The sequence below is a fragment of the Nocardia neocaledoniensis genome (assembly GCF_003182135.1).
GTDB lineage: Bacteria > Actinomycetota > Actinomycetes > Mycobacteriales > Mycobacteriaceae > Nocardia > Nocardia neocaledoniensis.
Genome location: NZ_QGTL01000005.1, coordinates 1 through 15,734 on the forward strand (window position 1 = coordinate 1; position 15,734 = coordinate 15,734).

A 15,734-nucleotide genomic window follows, 5' to 3' on the forward strand; every position below is an offset into this window, starting at 1 on the left:
ACTCGTCCGGGTACTTCTTCGGTGCTGCCACGAATGACTCCTTCCGGTCCTATCGGACCACAGTCAGAGCCCTCCGAGAAAGCGGGGGAACCTCAAACCGCATCCTTGCACTAGGTGCACGCGCTGACGTGGATCCGCTGTTCGTGGGTTCGTAGCAGGTCAGATGGCGCCTCTGTCGGCAACCATCATGTTGACGGTTTGGGCTGCACAGCGCCGGTTCTCGCCTACTCCGCCGCGCCCGCCGCGCTTGGCCCAGCCGACGACATAGAGCCCCTCGACAGTCTCGCCGCTCACGGGCGAGACAACGCGGCCCTGGTGGTTGTGAACGGCGCCGTCAGCTCCGAGGGGAACCCCTGGCATCGGCTCACAGACGAATCCCGAGGCCATGATGACCGAGTCGGCGCTCAGGTCCTCTGCTGCCACAGTCGTCAGTCGGACTCGACCACCGGCCGCGACCTGTTCTGTTCTGAGGCGGATCCCACCGTCGGCCGTGGTCAGCGCGATCACCTCCCGCCCGAAGACCAGTTCGACCGACAACGGCGCGGAACGTGCCAGCGCACCGCCGTCTCGCGCTATAGCGGCCAGCCGCCGGACCAACGGATCCGCCGCGACGTCGCTGATCGGCGTGCCGCCGGTGTCGACGGCGATATCGACGTCGTGTTGGCTCAGCTCGTACAGAGCCGAGAACGTGAACGACGGTCGCGATGCCGGCGAGCGCGCGACGATGACCACCCGGGTGATCGGCGCTCCGGACTGGGTGAGGATCCGTTGTTTGGCGATGCTCATCGCGACATCGAACGCAACGTTGCCGCCACCGATGATCATCACGGTCGGTCCGGCAACCAGTCTGATCGGGCCGCTGCCAGCGGCGTGAGCGGCGTGAGCGCTGGTGAGCGCATCAATCGCTTGATGGACGTCCGCGGCCGCCGGCGCGGTGATCTCTCGCGGCCGAGCGGCGCCGTATGCCAGGACAACGGCGTCGTATCGACTGCGAAGGAATTCCATCGTCACCTCGACCCCGACGCGGGTATCGAAGCGAGTCTGCACCCTCGGGTCGGCAAAGGGGATGTCGAACAACCGCATCATCTGCCGGATCCCGCGGTGGTCAGGCGAGACCGCGGTCCGCAGGAGCCCTCCCAGGTGCGGGCTCTGCTCGTACACGGTGATCTGGACCGAGGTGGAGCGTTGCAGCAGTTCGCGCACCGTGTACATCGCGGCGGATCCGGCGCCGACGACGGCGACGCGAAACGAGCTGGAGCGCAGGGCGATCGGGATCGCTGGTGTGCTGGTACGCGGCGGTCGGGTGGTCGCGAGCAGGTCGAAGTACGTGCTGCTCTTTTGGGCGTAGACCTGTTCGGTTTCGGTCAGCGCTGCTTCGGGTTTGATGGCTTGTGCCGGGCACGCATCGGCGCAGGCTGAGCAGTCGATGCAGGTGGCGGGGTCGATGTAGAGGTGTTCGACGGTGGCGAAGCTTGGTTCGCCGGGTGCGGGATGGATGCAGTTCTGCGGGCAGACCTGGAGGCAGGATCCGTCCTTGCAACAGTGCCCGAGGATCACGTAACTCACGGCCGGGCGCCTTTCACAGGAGGTTCGACTTGCGGTAGATGGTGCGCGCGAGGGTGTTCAACAGCCCTTCGCGGTCGAGGAACTCGAGCAGTGGCGCGGTTGCCCTGCGAAACATCATGCGATGGTGCTCGTTGCGGTCGATATCGCGCTTCGCCGCAGGCCAGTGCAGTCCGAGGCCGCGGTAGATTCCCTTGTTGATCAGTCCCTTGGCGATGATGTGCGCGCCTACGGCGATCAGGACTGCGCTGATGTGGCGGCGAACGGCTGAGACGTGGCGCAGCTGATCTCGGATCTTCTGGCGCGCGAAGCTCATGTGCCGGGACTCCTCGACCACGTGGACGTGTGAGCTGCGTCGGACCGCGGGAGCGACCCTGTCGTCGATCGACCAGTCACGTTGCATCACGTCGAAGATCTCTTCGCCGGCGAGGACAATTCCGTAGGCGACCTCGCCCCAGGCGAAGGTGTGAAACAGCCAGCCGATGAAGACGAGCAGCCGATCAAGCGGGCTGTGGCGTTCGCCGAGCTGTTCGATCGCGGCGACGAACATCAGCGAGTGCAGGCTCTCGTCAGCGCATTCGTTGAACAGGAACTTCACATCCGCGCGGGTCGGGTCGACGCTGTGGTTGCGCCGAAGCAGCACGATCTGTAGCGCGACTTCCAGCCAGATCGCCACGCCGAGGAAGTGGGAGACTTCGCGGCGCGTGAGCTGCCTCTGCTCGGCCTCGGTCATGCGGGTCCAGGTCGGGGTGCCATAGAGCGGGGACCACTCGGGGGTCATCCCGTGGCTGGCGCGGTCGACCTGTGCGTCGGATTCGGTGCCGCGTAGGTCGAACGAGAGCCGTTTGGCGGAGGCGATTAGCTCTCCGTACAGCGGGGTGGATTCTTCTGGCGTGGGCATGTCAAACTCTCCAAATCGACGCCCGCGCAGCATGGTTCGCTTGCACGCCTAACCCCGAGGACTTCGGGTGCGTCAGTTCCAACAGTGTTTTCGTCTCGAGCGCCCGGCGTTCGCGGGTGCGAGCAACCGATGCGAGGTCATAACGTGTGCCGAGGGCTATAGCCCGGCAGGTCAGCGCGCTTCGTCGCCGAGGTGGTGAGCGCGTTCGGCTCGGACGAATGCCCGGGCGGTGTAGGCGGCGAACAGTCGCCAGTGCGAGGCGTGGGTGACGGACAGGCCGGTCAAGGCCGAGATTCGACGCATGCGGTAGTCGATGGTGTTGGGATGAACGCACAGCCGACGGGCACTGCGTTTGCGATCGAAGCCTTGGCAGATCATCGCTGCCAGCGTGTGGATCAGCTCGGGATGTTCCTCGAGAGGCTCCAGTAGCGAGACCAGCTGGTCACGTCCTGGTCCGGGGCGGGTGATCTGGTACTCCAGAGCCAGCTCGCCCAGTTCGTAGAGTCGGGGCTCCTTCCGGAGGCCGATCGCGAGGTCGAGCAGTTCGTGGGCGGTGGCGGCAGCCTCAGCGATCGCAGTCGTCGCGGATTCGACGGCTGCTGCCGTGGGTGCCTGTCGCGTGACCGCTGACAGCAGCGCAGGAAGCTCATGGGTTCGGCGAGCCAGGACCGACGAGCCGGGAATCAGGATGGTGCCGTAGATCGGACCCAGGAGCGCCGGCACGGGAAACCCGCACTCGGCGCCCAGGCATCGGCGGATGGCCTTCAATCGCGCCTCGACAATTGCCGCAGCTCGGTTGGCTGTGGTGGCGATCGGGCTGGCGGGGAATTCGACAGCGACGACGACGAATGTGTTGGTGGTCGGGATCTGGAAGTGCCGGGCGATCGATAGGTTGACATGGCCGCCGGACAGCAGCGATATCGCGAACTCGTTGAGAGCAGCGGTGGCGGTGCTGTCCTCGGAGTACACCGGTGCACAGGGGTTTTCATCGATTGTCAGCATCAGATCTCCCATTGAGGGTCACGTCCGGTCCCGGGCTCCGGTGCGGGACCGGACGTGTTGTCATCGGTTCGAGGTCATCGCTTGGCGGCAGCGTCGGCGATGGCGCGGAAGGCGTGGATGGCTTCGCCCATGTTGGCCTCGGAGTTGAGGTCTTCGCTGTTCTTGACGATCACGATGCCGTCCTTGGGCGAGACGTAGATGAATTGGCCGAGGATGCCGATCGCGGAGTAGTCGCCGCGGTCGCCGTCGCCGAGCCACCACTGGTAGCCGTAGCCGTAGTTGTTCTCCGAGCTTTCGGGCTTGTCGGGGCGCAGGCTGCCCGGCTGCAAATGCGGTGCGGAGGCGTGGGTGGAGTCCTTGACCCACTGCGCGGGCAGGACCTGCTTGCCGCCGGCCTGGCCGTCGCGTAGGTACAGCAGGCCGAACCGGGCGAAGTCGCGGACAGTGGCGTGGTAGCAGCAGTAGCCGATGGTGCTGCCCTTGTAGTCCTTGCCGATCAGTGCCGAGGTTTCCATCCCGGTCGGCTTCCAGATGCGGTCCTCGATGTAGTCCGAGAGCGACTTGCCGGTCGCCTTCGACACGACCCAGCCCAGGACGAAAGTGTCCATGGAGTCGTAGTTGAACTTCGTTCCCGCGGGTCGCTCGCGCTTGATCTCCTTGGCCTGGTCGATCAGCGAGGTGCCGGCGACCATGCGGATCGTGGTGGCGGTCGAGCCCTTGGTGGGGTTGGTGTAGTCGGTTTCGTCGTAGGCGGTGCCCGACGACATCTGCAAGACGTTGCGGATGCTCACCCCGTTGTAGCCGCTCTTCGCCAGCTCCGGGACGTACTTGGTGACCGGGTCGTCGATCGAGGTGATCCGCCCCTCCGACACCGCGACTCCCAGCGCGGCAGAGGTGATCGACTTTCCGACCGACCACGAGTTGAAGCGGCTGCTCGCCGAATAGCCGCCGAAGTAGCGCTCGTCGAGGATCTGGTTGTCCTTCATGACCAGGAATCCCCTGGTCGAAGACCGCTCGAGGTAGTCGGCGACAGTGTGGGTCTTGCCCTTGTAGATGTAGGTCGCATCGAGGGCTTTGAGGCCCTGCGCGGTCAGTGGCTCCGGTCGGCTGGAGGCCTCCGCGGTGTCGGTGAAGTAGAAGGGCACGTGCGGCAACAGGGGCAACGGCAGCGCACCCTCGGCCTGTGCGGGAGCCGCCCACGGCGCCGACAACACCGCCGCCGCCGAGATCGCGACGACCAGACTTCGCTTGAACATGTGTTCTCCGTTCATGTGAGGTGGCCAGAATGCAACCATTTGTCACCATTGGTGTCAACAGTGGTGATTAAATGGCGGGTATGCTGACGCGATGCCGACCAGCCCTGCCGCCCCGATCCGGAAACGCGCCCCACGCGGCGGTCTCACCCCGAATCGGATCATCGAGGTGGCGATGGGAATCATCGAGGCCGACGGGTCCGATGCCCTCACGTTCCGGCGGCTCGGTACAGAACTCGGCGTCGACCACACCGCGGTCTTGCGGCACTTCCGCGGCAAGGACGATCTGATGCTGGCCTTGGCGGATCGGCTGATGACCGAAGCGCTCGCTGGTGTCGAGGTGAGCGAGGACTGGCGAGCCACGCTCAAAGGCCTGGCGCAGCGTGTGAGGCTCGCCTGTCACGCGCATCCGCAGGTCGCGGTGGTTGTTTCCGGTCGCACGACCCGCCGGGCATCAGAGTTCGCGGGCGCCGAGATCGTCCTCGGCGCCCTGCGGCAGGCGGGCCTGCAAGGCCGCGAGGCCGCATCGTGCTACCGGGCGCTGGTCGAAATCGCGCTGGCCTACGCCTCCATGGAAGCCACGCTGATCGCCTTACCCGCGGACGCCATGGCCGGGGACCGCGACGCCTGGAGTCGCGAGTATCTAGCCCTGCCCTCGGCTCAGTACCCCAACATCGCGGCGGTCGCGCCGTACCTGGCCGAAGTGGACGAGGAAGACCAGTTCGATATCGCGCTCGACTTGTTCATGGACGCCATCGAGGTACGAGCAAGCCGCAAGTGACATCCAGATCCGCCGACGCAGTGGTTCATCTCGCGCCGTCAGAGCACGGCGCTCACCCTACCGTCCGCCGCGCGGCGATGGCTTGCTCCCACAGTGCTGATGGGCCGTTGTGTAGGCGCACCGGGATACTCCCGTTGCGTTGTTTGCGGGGTCTGGACGGGCTCCGAATGTTCCTGCGGGACGCGCTTGTCGTCCAGGCACAAGTCTCCCTTCTTGGACGGACAGATGGCAGGGTTACGGGTGCTCGCGGCAGCACTGGCGACATGCCGCGTCCAAAGCCGCGGGTGGAAACTCAGGTGGTTGCGTCGGAAGCGGATCGGCTCGAAGTCGGGGCGTTGGCGTTCCCACGCCCGGATATCAGCGAGCCGGCAGCGGCGGTGCCGGCCCAGGCGGGCAGTGTCTTGGCCGGGATCTGCAGCCGCTGGGCGAGATCGGTGGTGGTGAGCCAACTGTCGTCCTCGGCGGTCGCTGCGTACGCGGGTTCGCCGGCCTGGCTCGGTTTGGTATCGCGAAGTCGTTGTCCTTCCCAGGCGCGAACGGCTGCAGGCCGGTATCGGCGGTGTCGGCCGAGGTGGCTGTATCGGGGCCCGACGCCCAGGAGGCGATGGTCTTGTGTGTGTGGCAGCGAGCCGCGAGATCTGCGCTCGTCAGCCGGGTTTCGTCGTCAGGAAAAGAAGACCCGGAATTCGCGGAGTCCGGCGATGGGGGAGAGATGGAAGGCATGCGTCGCTCACTTATGTGTTGCGATCAGTAGCTCTTCCTGTGGTCGAGTATATCGGCAGACCGCCACCGGGTGCTTGGGCCAGCAGTATGCAGGCTAAGTCGCAAGGCGCCTTGGTGACTTCCGAACACTCCCTGTCAGCAGTATCGCCAAGGCAGAACGCTCACCCGGGTCGGTCGCAGCACGGTGGCCTCGGGAGGTTGTCCACCGAGCATATAGGTGCGGATCGTCGGCTCGTTGGTTTCGGGATTTCGAGGAGCTGGCGATGTCGTCGTCTGTCGGAGGCAACCCACGCCGAAGCGTTGGAGGCTAAGTTAGCAGACGCAGGTGATGAGCGGGCTGGCATGACGGCCAGCACAAGTTTGTGACGTGGTGGTGGAGTAGGTATCTGGGATGTCAATCCTGGCTGTTACTCGGGTGGAGGACAGTGGTGGTCTGTGTGAGGTGGAGGAACTTGAGTGAAAGTGAATGAGAATCGCGTGATCGTGCGGTAAACATGCAGGTCAGTTAGTGTGCTCCCCGCGCGAGCGGGGATGAGCCCAGCGGCCAAGTGGCGAATTCGGGGACGTTTTCGTGCTCCCCGCGCGAGCGGGGATGAGCCCGCGTGGGCCACCGAGGCGATTCCAGCGAGCTGGTGCTCCCCGCGCGAGCGGGGATGAGCCCTAGCGGGGCGGCGGGCCTGGCGGCCCGCCTTGGTGCTCCCCGCGCGAGCGGGGATGAGCCCATGACCGACCGGCCGGTGGTGGCCGCCCTCGGGTGCTCCCCGCGCGAGCGGGGATGAGCCCCGGGCCCGGCCCACGAAAGGGGAACCGATGACGTGCTCCCCGCGCGAGCGGGGATGAGCCCTGATCGGCTACGCCGTTGAACCGCTCGATAGAGTGCTCCCCGCGCGAGCGGGGATGAGCCCTCGTGCGTGTAGTACACGGTGCTCGCCGTCTTGTGCTCCCCGCGCGAGCGGGGATGAGCCCTTTTCGCGCGGCGCGCTTTCGGGCGCACCAGTGTGCTCCCCGCGCGAGCGGGGATGAGCCCACGCGATAACCCAAAGCCGGATTAGCTTGAGCGTGCTCCCCGCGCGAGCGGGGATGAGCCCTTCTGGTCGCTGATGAACGGCGTGATGTTCCTGTGCTCCCCGCGCGAGCGGGGATGAGCCCCGGCGACGCCGACAGCGCACGCTCGCACCTGCGTGCTCCCCGCGCGAGCGGGGATGAGCCCTGTCCGGCGCCGCGTACACCGCGCCCGCCGCGGTGCTCCCCGCGCGAGCGGGGATGAGCCCGCCTTGATCGCGTCTTTGCCGGTCTTGCCCTTGTGCTCCCCGCGCGAGCGGGGATGAGCCCAGCCCCGCCGAGTATGCCGCCGAGGCGTTGGCGTGCTCCCCGCGCGAGCGGGGATGAGCCCACCGAGTCGCCGGTGATCCGTGAGCAGCTGGCGTGCTCCCCGCGCGAGCGGGGATGAGCCCCTGGGTCTTGAGCAGGTCGGCAAGTACCTGGAGTGCTCCCCGCGCGAGCGGGGATGAGCCCGCCTCACAGTTCGCGATTGTCCTTGCGGTGCTGTGCTCCCCGCGCGAGCGGGGATGAGCCCGCGGACAGCGAGGCAGCGTCGATCGCGACGACGTGCTCCCCGCGCGAGCGGGGATGAGCCCGCCGATGTGGTGTGGCGTCTGGACGCGGCGTTGTGCTCCCCGCGCGAGCGGGGATGAGCCCGTCGCGCACCTCGCCGAGCGGCTGCGCTTGGCGTGGGAGTGCTCCCCGCGCGAGCGGGGATGAGCCCCTCGCCAAGCTGGAGCAGATCGCGACCGGCATGTGCTCCCCGCGCGAGCGGGGATGAGCCCGAAACGACCGCCCCCGACGCCGGGTTCGTCAAGTGCTCCCCGCGCGAGCGGGGATGAGCCCTACCCGGCCGCGAGCGCATCGTTCACCGGCGCGTGCTCCCCGCGCGAGCGGGGATGAGCCCAACACCTACACGCCGAACCCGAACGTGGTCAGGTGCTCCCCGCGCGAGTGGGGATGAGCCCGCGTCCTGGTCGTCGGGCACGTTGAGCACCGGGTGCTCCCCGCGCGAGCGGGGATGAGCCCGTGAACACCGACACCGGCCCGTACCGGGACACGTGCTCCCCGCGCGAGCGGGGATGAGCCCCGGTGGTCGTGGGTGTGCCACACCCCGTCCACGTGCTCCCCGCGCGAGCGGGGATGAGCCCCGCCAACACCCAGAACCACGCACACACCGTGAGTGCTCCCCGCGCGAGCGGGGATGAGCCCATCCCCGCGCAGGACGTGGCCTGGCGCCCGCTGTGCTCCCCGCGCGAGCGGGGATGAGCCCCCGCACGTCCGCTCCCGGCGCTATGGCGGCTGGTGCTCCCCGCGCGAGCGGGGATGAGCCCCCGGTGTGCGGGCACTTCTGGCCGAATCTGTGGTGCTCCCCGCGCGAGCGGGGATGAGCCCCGGAGATCGCGCCCGAGGGCGCGGAAGAGCATGTGCTCCCCGCGCGAGCGGGGATGAGCCCCCGATTCTGATGGCCGAGCGCACCGCGATGATGTGCTCCCCGCGCGAGCGGGGATGAGCCCGCACCGTCGCGGAATCGGTGCGCGATCACGACGTGCTCCCCGCGCGAGCGGGGATGAGCCCCGGAACGGCAGCGTCGCGTACAGCTCCGAGAAGTGCTCCCCGCGCGAGGGGGGATGAGCCCAGGGTCGCCCCGATCACGGTGAACACCAAGGGGTGCTCCCCGCGCGAGCGGGGATGAGCCCGAGGAAGGTTGGCTGAGCACGGGGACGCAGCGGTGCTCCCCGCGCGAGCGGGGATGAGCCCCACTCGCCGCCAGGCGTCGCCGACGAGTGGCGGTGCTCCCCGCGCGAGCGGGGATGAGCCCTGCGCGGGCTCGGCATCGACGTCGAGCTGACCGTGCTCCCCGCGCGAGCGGGGATGAGCCCGGAAACCGTGCCTTGTGGGTGTCAACTGATAGGTGCTCCCCGCGCGAGCGGGGATGAGCCCAAGAACGCGGCAGTCGGCGCCGGCCTCCCGGTGTGCTCCCCGCGCGAGCGGGGATGAGCCTGTGGCCGCGGTCCTACGCGAGTTTCTGGACAAGTGCTCCCCGCGCGAGCGGGGATGAGCCCTCAGTACCCAGCTCGGCTGAGAATGACCCCTCGTGCTCCCCGCGCGAGCGGGGATGAGCCCACCGAGTACGCCCAGGTCTGGACGCAGGACGAGTGCTCCCCGCGCGAGCGGGGATGAGCCCAGCAACTGGCCGAAGCCGTCCGTCGCATCACCGTGCTCCCCGCGCGAGCGGGGATGAGCCCAATCTCGACCTGACGCAGCTCGCCCAAGACGTGTGCTCCCCGCGCGAGCGGGGATGAGCCCTGCCTGCGGTCGATCTTCGGCCCGCCAAAGGTGGGGTTCTGAGTGGCTGGTTCTGTGTCGGATCCTGAAAGCGATCCCTGGCGCATGGTGACTGGCATGGGAGGTCGTTCTGCGAGGCTCCCCAAAAAGTACCGGTCGTTAGGGTAGGTCCGCAGGGTGAGATGACGGGGCTGTTGTCGCGCGAATCGTCAGATTGCACACTATTATTCCCTTGATTGTCCAGGGCAATTAACCGACCACTCAGTTCACTATCGAGCCAGGAGCCTGCGGGTGAGAGTCAAGCCGGCTTTTTCTGAAGTTAGCCTAACGAGTTTGGTGTCTCCGAAGGTGATCGGCCTAGCGCTCAAGTCCCGATCACGGCCGCAGTGGCTCGGACAGGCGGGTGCTGTATCGGCCGCGCTATGGGCTTCTTTTGTTCTTACGATCAGTGCCGACTTGGGATTCCATCTACTTGCCACGGTCCTCGCGACGCTCATACCTGCTGTCGTTATGTGGCCCGCTAGGGGGAAGAGCTATCGGTTCTCGATGGATACCACGGGCGCGGCCACGCGAAAGTCTGTGAAAAGGCTTCGAGATCACTATAATTCGCTGATCAATCTCAATTGCGGTGAAATTATCGAGATGGGCCCACGGATCGATCTGTCGCCCTTGGGGGGTGTTCAGCGAGCGCGGGTTGATGCTCGCGCGGAGGTCGATGATTCCGTTCCTCTGTCGGATGATGATTTTATCTCGGAGCTGTCCGAGGCGGAGCGGCCCTGTCATCTGTTAGTCGGCACCGGAGGATCGGGTAAGAGTATTCTCATCCTTAAGCTGGCGGCGGAATTTGCAGCTGACTACCTGGAAAGCAGTAGCAAGTTCATTCCTTTGGTGCTGCCACTGCGTGACTGGAGTGCGGATGTTCCGCTGGCCGAGTGGACTGCCGATCAGGCATCGTACTTGTACGCGATTCCTCAGGAGATTACTCGTGAATGGCATTCTCTGGGGCTGGTATTCCTGTTTCTTGATGGGATTGACGAGGTAGATTCGGCCCATCGCGGTGCGCTTGTGCGGCAAGTCAAGCAATGGTGCGATGGTAATCGCGGCAGGGCAGTGGTGTCGTCGAGGCTGGCAGATGGCGCGTGGGATCAGTTGGCCGCTGAATTGAAAATATCTCATGTTGCCGTCATGAGAGGATTCTCGCATCGACGTATCGTGGAGAACCTCGAACTGGCGCTTGGAAATTTGACGGCCGGAAATGTTAAACGACCGTACCGTCCTGACGTAACACGGTCTGCTCGAATGCTGAAAGAGTTCGCCGAGCGTGATGCTGATGTTCGCGAGCAGATTATGCTGGGGTTGAACGCGGCATCGAGTATTGGGCGGATCACCACTGTTGATCCTCAATTTTCTGAAGACCCGGCTCTTCCCGCTTTGGGTATTGGCAACGAGTACTTCGCCTTGTGTGAGTACGAGTCTGCAAGGGCTGGATATTTGGCTGCCAGTCGAATGAAGGGGTCGCAGCTCTGGGCCCTGTCGCTGTTGATGTTCGCTGTCTGTGAGTTCAACTTGGGAAACAATGGATCCGCGCGTAGTGCCGTCGAGGAATATCTGTCGGCCCGTTCCCGCGAGGCTATCACCCCAGGTGAGTCGGGGAATCGTGTTCATTTGACCACCGACGATGATCGTCAAATTCTCGGCGCCATGTCCGCTGGCGTCAGCTACGATCTCGGTCAAGTGTGCAGTAGGTCCCGCCTTGCACCGAGTCGCGTCTCTGCCTCGCTCCGTCGCCTGTCGGAACTGGGGGCTGTCGAGTCCCCCTCCAACTTGGCTACTGGTGCCAGGTATCGAATCAGTGACTCATTTACGGTGGCTGGCGGTTAGAGTGCAAAGTTTTGGTTTGCCGGTAGTTGTGGCGGTCGTCGCATCGATCCTTGCCTCATTGATGAAGAAGTCTGTTGGTACCGACCGAGCATTGCGGTGGCGAGCGTGGAGGCCTATGTGTCTCGTCCTGGTCTTTGACGCCGCCTTTAGTGTTGTGCTTTTGGGATTCACGCAGATAGGATTTCAAATATTTGAGGATCCCGCCGGTGGGCCGCCTAGCCCGTACCGGAGTTTTGTGGTTGCAGGTGTTTGGGGGCTGACCGCTCCGGTCATGCTGCGAGCGAAGCTGCCGAACAATCTCGGGAAACATATCGGTGGGATGCGTCCATTCGGGGCGATACGAAAGCTTCAGGAGCAACCAGAGCGCGAGGTCGATGACATCTGCACGGGGGAGGAGACGACTTGGCTGTCCGAAAAAATCGTTGAACTAGAAGTCATCAGCGTGCCGGATTTGGCGGAATGGACAGAACGCTATTTGGTGAGGCGATCTGGCCACACGGAGAGCTCGAAGCAAATGCGCCAGAAGCGAATTCGCCACATTCATGAAGTTCTTAAGGATCTTGACTCGCCTGACAGTATTCGGCGCCGTACGATTGTTCAAGGGCTGTTGGACGATGCGGGCCACCGTGCAGTCCGGCAACTTTTTCGGTATGCAGCTAAAGTGGCTCCGCCTAAGATCGTTGTGCGGAGGAGTCTTCTCGTACGCATGGGCCGCAAGCTGGACGTAAGGGGAAATAGGGCAGAGAAATACCTTCTGGCTGATATTCTGCTACCCCCGGGAATTATTGTTGATGCACATGATTCTCGCCTTCACATTGGAAATCAAAGTCGGGAAATTGACGACCAGATGCGAGGTTTGGCGGTGGCACTTCGGCGAGAACTGAAGGATCGGGGGGTAGTCGAGGGTATGCATCACGGATGGATCACTATTCGGCCAACGCTGCGTCGACGACGAGGCATTGCAATACGCAAGTTTGCAAGTCATTTCGCGACATTGCTGCGAGAATGTCCGCAATTCGGTCAGATTATCGTGCACGCAGATGGTGTGATTGCAAACGGTGAACTGGAGTTCGCGACTTCGGCGCTCCTGGCTTCGCCGCCGGGTTCTCCGCGTCAAGGCAGTGAGGAATTCGGGGATGCCTTCCAGGGGTCTGGAGTGTGGCTTGCTGCAGACTTCTGCTCCAAGGATGATCTCGTCAACGGTCGAAACTACAAGAGGCATTTCTATGCTGCGGCTGGCGTTCCTCTCTATTTCTTGATCGATCTCCAAGGGAAGACGATTACAACATTTCGAGATCCGGACTGTGGATGCTATGCCAGCGAGGATGAGATAGCGTTCGGGGATATGCTTTGTTTGCCTCCACCCGCGAATGTAAAGCTTGAAACCGTGGGATTTATGAAACTGGCGAAATAGGCGTAGGGGCCGTCGCCGTGCTGCGAGTGCCATGCGTGGAAGCTGTTGGTGCACAACGGGACACATCTGGCGCGGTGGTTGCCAACACCTCCGAGTTTCGCGCTGAAGTGGAACCTTCAAAACGGCCATCACCTTGCTGTCGAAGACCTGACAGTGTTGTGGCGCGCCCGTGGTCGCCGCGAGCGTGCGCTCGTCCCTGTCGAGCCTTCGGTGCACAGTCGCTGCAAGGTCTGGGTCGAGCGTGTTCGCCTCAACCTCACCAGCCGCAATTCCATGAACAGTCCGAGCTCGATGGATCGCAGCGCTGAGGACTATTGCCTCAAGGTGGTTCTGGCGCGGAACCAGCAGGGTCCGACGCCTTTCCAACGCCGGAAGGCTTGAGGAAGCTGGTCACTTCGAGATAGCCGAGGTGCAGCGCGACCCGTTCGACGGGGAGTCGTGCGGAGACGAGCAATTCCTCGGCCAAGTGCTCGCGGACCTCGTCGAGCAGCTGGCAGTAGGCGGTCCGTTCGGCAGCGAGGCGTCGACGCGGATGTCGACGGCGGCAACCAGCACGGCATCGGGCGCGCGCTGGCTGGTGCGATCAGGCAGCGCGCGCCCTTGAGCGCCGAGCTTGCTCGGGGAGAAACGGGTGACGTCGCGTCGCCGGCCGGAGGCGTCTCGGACGTAAACGCGGGCCTTCCAGTGAATCCCCCCGGCGATTCCGGAGACTTCATCTCTTGAGGAAGGATGAAGTCTGTGAGTTCGAGGAAGTACCCGCAGGAGTTGCGCGTGGGGGGGCGGTGCGGATGGTTGCGGAGGTCCGCGACCAGCACGAGTCGGAGTGGGCGGAGATCGGGGCGGTCGCCGAGTTGCTGGGTGTCGAGTCGATCTGCGCTCACCGAGCTCGGTGTCAAGATCGCCCCATCAACCTATTACGAACACCGCCGAGGAGTTTCGAGCAAGCGGGACCGCCGCGACGAGGAACAGACGGTGGAGATCGCGCGGGTCCACCGCGAGAACTACGGCGTCTACGGTGCCCGGAAAGTGTGGCTGCAACTCAACCGTGAGGGCATCGAGGTGGGTCGTTGCACCGTGGAGCGGCTGATGCAGCAGCTGGGGTTGCGGGGCGCGGTCCGCGGCCGGGTCAAGTGCACCACGATCGACGATCCGGCCGCGCAGCGGCCGCAGGATCTGGTGCAACGCAAGTTCGCGCCGGCAGCGCCGAACCAGCTGTGGGTGGCCGACATGACCTATGTGTCGACCTGGTCCGGTTGGGTCTACGTGGCGTTCGTGATCGACGCCTACGCGCGCAGGATCATCGGCTGGCGCACCGGCACCACGATGACGACCGCGCTCGTGCTCGACGCGATCGATCATGCGAAGTGGACCCGGGAAAGGGCGGGCTGGGACGTGAAAGATGTTGTCCACCACACAGATAGGGGCGCTCAATATACCTCGATCGCCTTCACTGAGCAGCTCGCCGAGGCGGGAATCCAGCCCAGCGTAGGCGCGGTGGGATCGAGCTACGACAATGCCCTCGCCGAGACGATCAACGGTCTCTACAAAACCGAACTGATCAAACCCCAGGGGCCGTGGCGCAACGCAGACCAGGTCGAGTTCGCCACCGCCGAATGGGTCGACTGGTTCAATTATCGACGCCTCTACCAGTACTGCGGCGACATGCCACCGGCGGAGATGGAGACCGCCTACTACGCTCAACACCCAGCCCAGCACTCGGCCGGGCTGTCATATCAGTAAGTCTCCGGACACGCCGGGGGGATTCACTGTCACTTTCGGATCCACGCCCGTCGATCGGTTCCGTCGGTGGCGCCTGCGAGGATGCACTGGCCGACACTGCGATCGGGCTCTACAAAACCGAAGCGATCCGGGATGATTCCCCGTTCCGGCGCGGTCTATTGACCCGGCTCGCCGTTGTCGAGTTACTCACCGTGGACTGGGTCGGCTGGTTCAACCAGTCCCGGATCATGCGCTGACTCGGTCGACCGCCGGCTGAACACGAAGCCGACTACTATGCGGTCCACGCCGGGCAACCGGCTGGAAACAGATACCCGGTGCGCATCGATCCCGGGGCGGTTCAGGTTGGATTCGGATGGCGATGCTGGTTGCGACTTGATTTGGAGGACAGTGGTGGTCTGCCGTGGCTGAGGAGGAGTTTGGGTGAAAGTGAATAAGAATCGTGTGATTGTGCGGTAAACGAGCAGGTCAATTAGTGTGCTCCCCGCGCGAGCGGGGATGAGCCCGCCTCCTGCAGCAGCCTCACGAACTCCTCGTTGTGCTCCCCGCGCGAGCGGGGATGAGCCCCTGTGCGTCCTGCCGCGCCATGCGCCGATAGACGTGCTCCCCGCGCGAGCGGGGATGAGCCCTCCCGGCTGGAACGGGGCATTGTCAAGTTCCAGTGCTCCCCGCGCGAGCGGGGATGAGCCCTGGGCGGTGTAGAAGCTCGGCGGTTCGACCTCGTGCTCCCCGCGCGAGCGGGGATGAGCCCGGGCGCCGAGTGGGCGTGGACCTCAAGACCGCGTGCTCCCCGCGCGAGCGGGGATGAGCCCAGGTGAGGGGAACCGTACGACTAGGGGGTGCAGTGCTCCCCGCGCGAGCGGGGATGAGCCCAAACGTCTGGACGCTATTGTTAAGCAACAAAAGTGCTCCCCGCGCGAGCGGGGATGAGCCCTGGATCTCCGGGGGAAGAAACGGATTGCTGTAGTGCTCCCCGCGCGAGCGGGGATGAGCCCTCCTGCAGCTGAGTGATCTCCGTCGGCCACAGGGTGCTCCCCGCGCGAGCGGGGATGAGCCCAACGCGAACCAGGTGACCATCGGTATCGAGGCGTGCTCCCCGCGCGAGCGGGGATGAGCCCGCGGCGCTGGCGAACGTAGAAGGGAAGCCGT

At 64.5% G+C, this 15,734-nt stretch carries 8 protein-coding genes, 1 pseudogene and 2 CRISPR repeat arrays (1 of these 11 running past the window's edge); of the genes and pseudogenes, 5 read left to right on the plus strand and 4 right to left on the minus strand.

Annotation, left to right across the window (positions count from 1 at the left end):
- Nucleotides 1–159: 159 nt before the first annotated feature.
- The 4 genes from DFR69_RS15725 to DFR69_RS15740 form a co-directional block, all read right to left on the minus strand.
- Nucleotides 160–1,566, minus strand: a complete 1,407-nt coding sequence (locus DFR69_RS15725) for an FAD-dependent oxidoreductase (RefSeq protein ID WP_110038323.1) — start codon at nucleotides 1,564–1,566, stop codon at nucleotides 160–162.
- 13 nt (nucleotides 1,567–1,579) lie between these two features.
- Complete coding sequence (locus DFR69_RS15730) at nucleotides 1,580–2,464, minus strand: diiron oxygenase (protein WP_110038324.1); 885 nt, start codon at nucleotides 2,462–2,464, stop codon at nucleotides 1,580–1,582.
- A 171-nt stretch (nucleotides 2,465–2,635) separates the two neighbouring features.
- Nucleotides 2,636–3,466: a PucR family transcriptional regulator gene (locus DFR69_RS15735; protein WP_167456284.1), complete on the minus strand. Its 831-nt coding sequence runs from the start codon at nucleotides 3,464–3,466 to the stop codon at nucleotides 2,636–2,638.
- Nucleotides 3,467–3,540: 74 nt separating this feature from the next.
- On the minus strand, nucleotides 3,541–4,722 hold the full coding sequence (locus DFR69_RS15740) for a serine hydrolase domain-containing protein (RefSeq protein WP_110038326.1): 1,182 nt from the start codon (nucleotides 4,720–4,722) through the stop codon (nucleotides 3,541–3,543).
- 91 nt (nucleotides 4,723–4,813) lie between these two features.
- On the opposite strand from DFR69_RS15740, the gene DFR69_RS15745 reads away from it, so the two are divergent.
- The 5 genes and pseudogenes from DFR69_RS15745 to DFR69_RS15765 all read left to right on the plus strand — a co-directional run bounded on the left by DFR69_RS15745 (nucleotide 4,814) and on the right by DFR69_RS15765 (nucleotide 14,588).
- Nucleotides 4,814–5,500 carry a TetR/AcrR family transcriptional regulator gene (locus DFR69_RS15745; RefSeq protein WP_110038327.1) on the plus strand — a complete coding sequence of 229 codons (687 nt, stop codon included), beginning with the start codon at nucleotides 4,814–4,816 and terminating at the stop codon, nucleotides 5,498–5,500.
- A 1,233-nt stretch (nucleotides 5,501–6,733) separates the two neighbouring features.
- Nucleotides 6,734–9,574: direct repeats of the CRISPR family, unit length 29 nt; unit sequence GTGCTCCCCGCGCGAGCGGGGATGAGCCC.
- Between the two features lie 525 nt (nucleotides 9,575–10,099).
- Nucleotides 10,100–11,434, plus strand: a complete 1,335-nt coding sequence (locus tag DFR69_RS34470) for an NACHT domain-containing protein (protein WP_167456285.1) — start codon at nucleotides 10,100–10,102, stop codon at nucleotides 11,432–11,434.
- A gap of 115 nt (nucleotides 11,435–11,549) precedes the next feature.
- A complete protein-coding gene (locus DFR69_RS15755) occupies nucleotides 11,550–12,848 on the plus strand; it encodes a Uma2 family endonuclease (RefSeq protein WP_186817498.1) in 1,299 nt (432 codons plus the stop codon).
- Between the two features lie 409 nt (nucleotides 12,849–13,257).
- Complete coding sequence (locus tag DFR69_RS15760; protein ID WP_110038329.1) at nucleotides 13,258–13,452, plus strand: hypothetical protein; 195 nt, start codon at nucleotides 13,258–13,260, stop codon at nucleotides 13,450–13,452.
- A gap of 125 nt (nucleotides 13,453–13,577) precedes the next feature.
- Nucleotides 13,578–14,588 (plus strand): annotated as a pseudogene (locus DFR69_RS15765) (IS3 family transposase).
- Between the two features lie 474 nt (nucleotides 14,589–15,062).
- Nucleotides 15,063–15,734: a CRISPR direct-repeat array (repeat unit 29 nt; unit sequence GTGCTCCCCGCGCGAGCGGGGATGAGCCC); it runs 702 nt beyond the window's last position.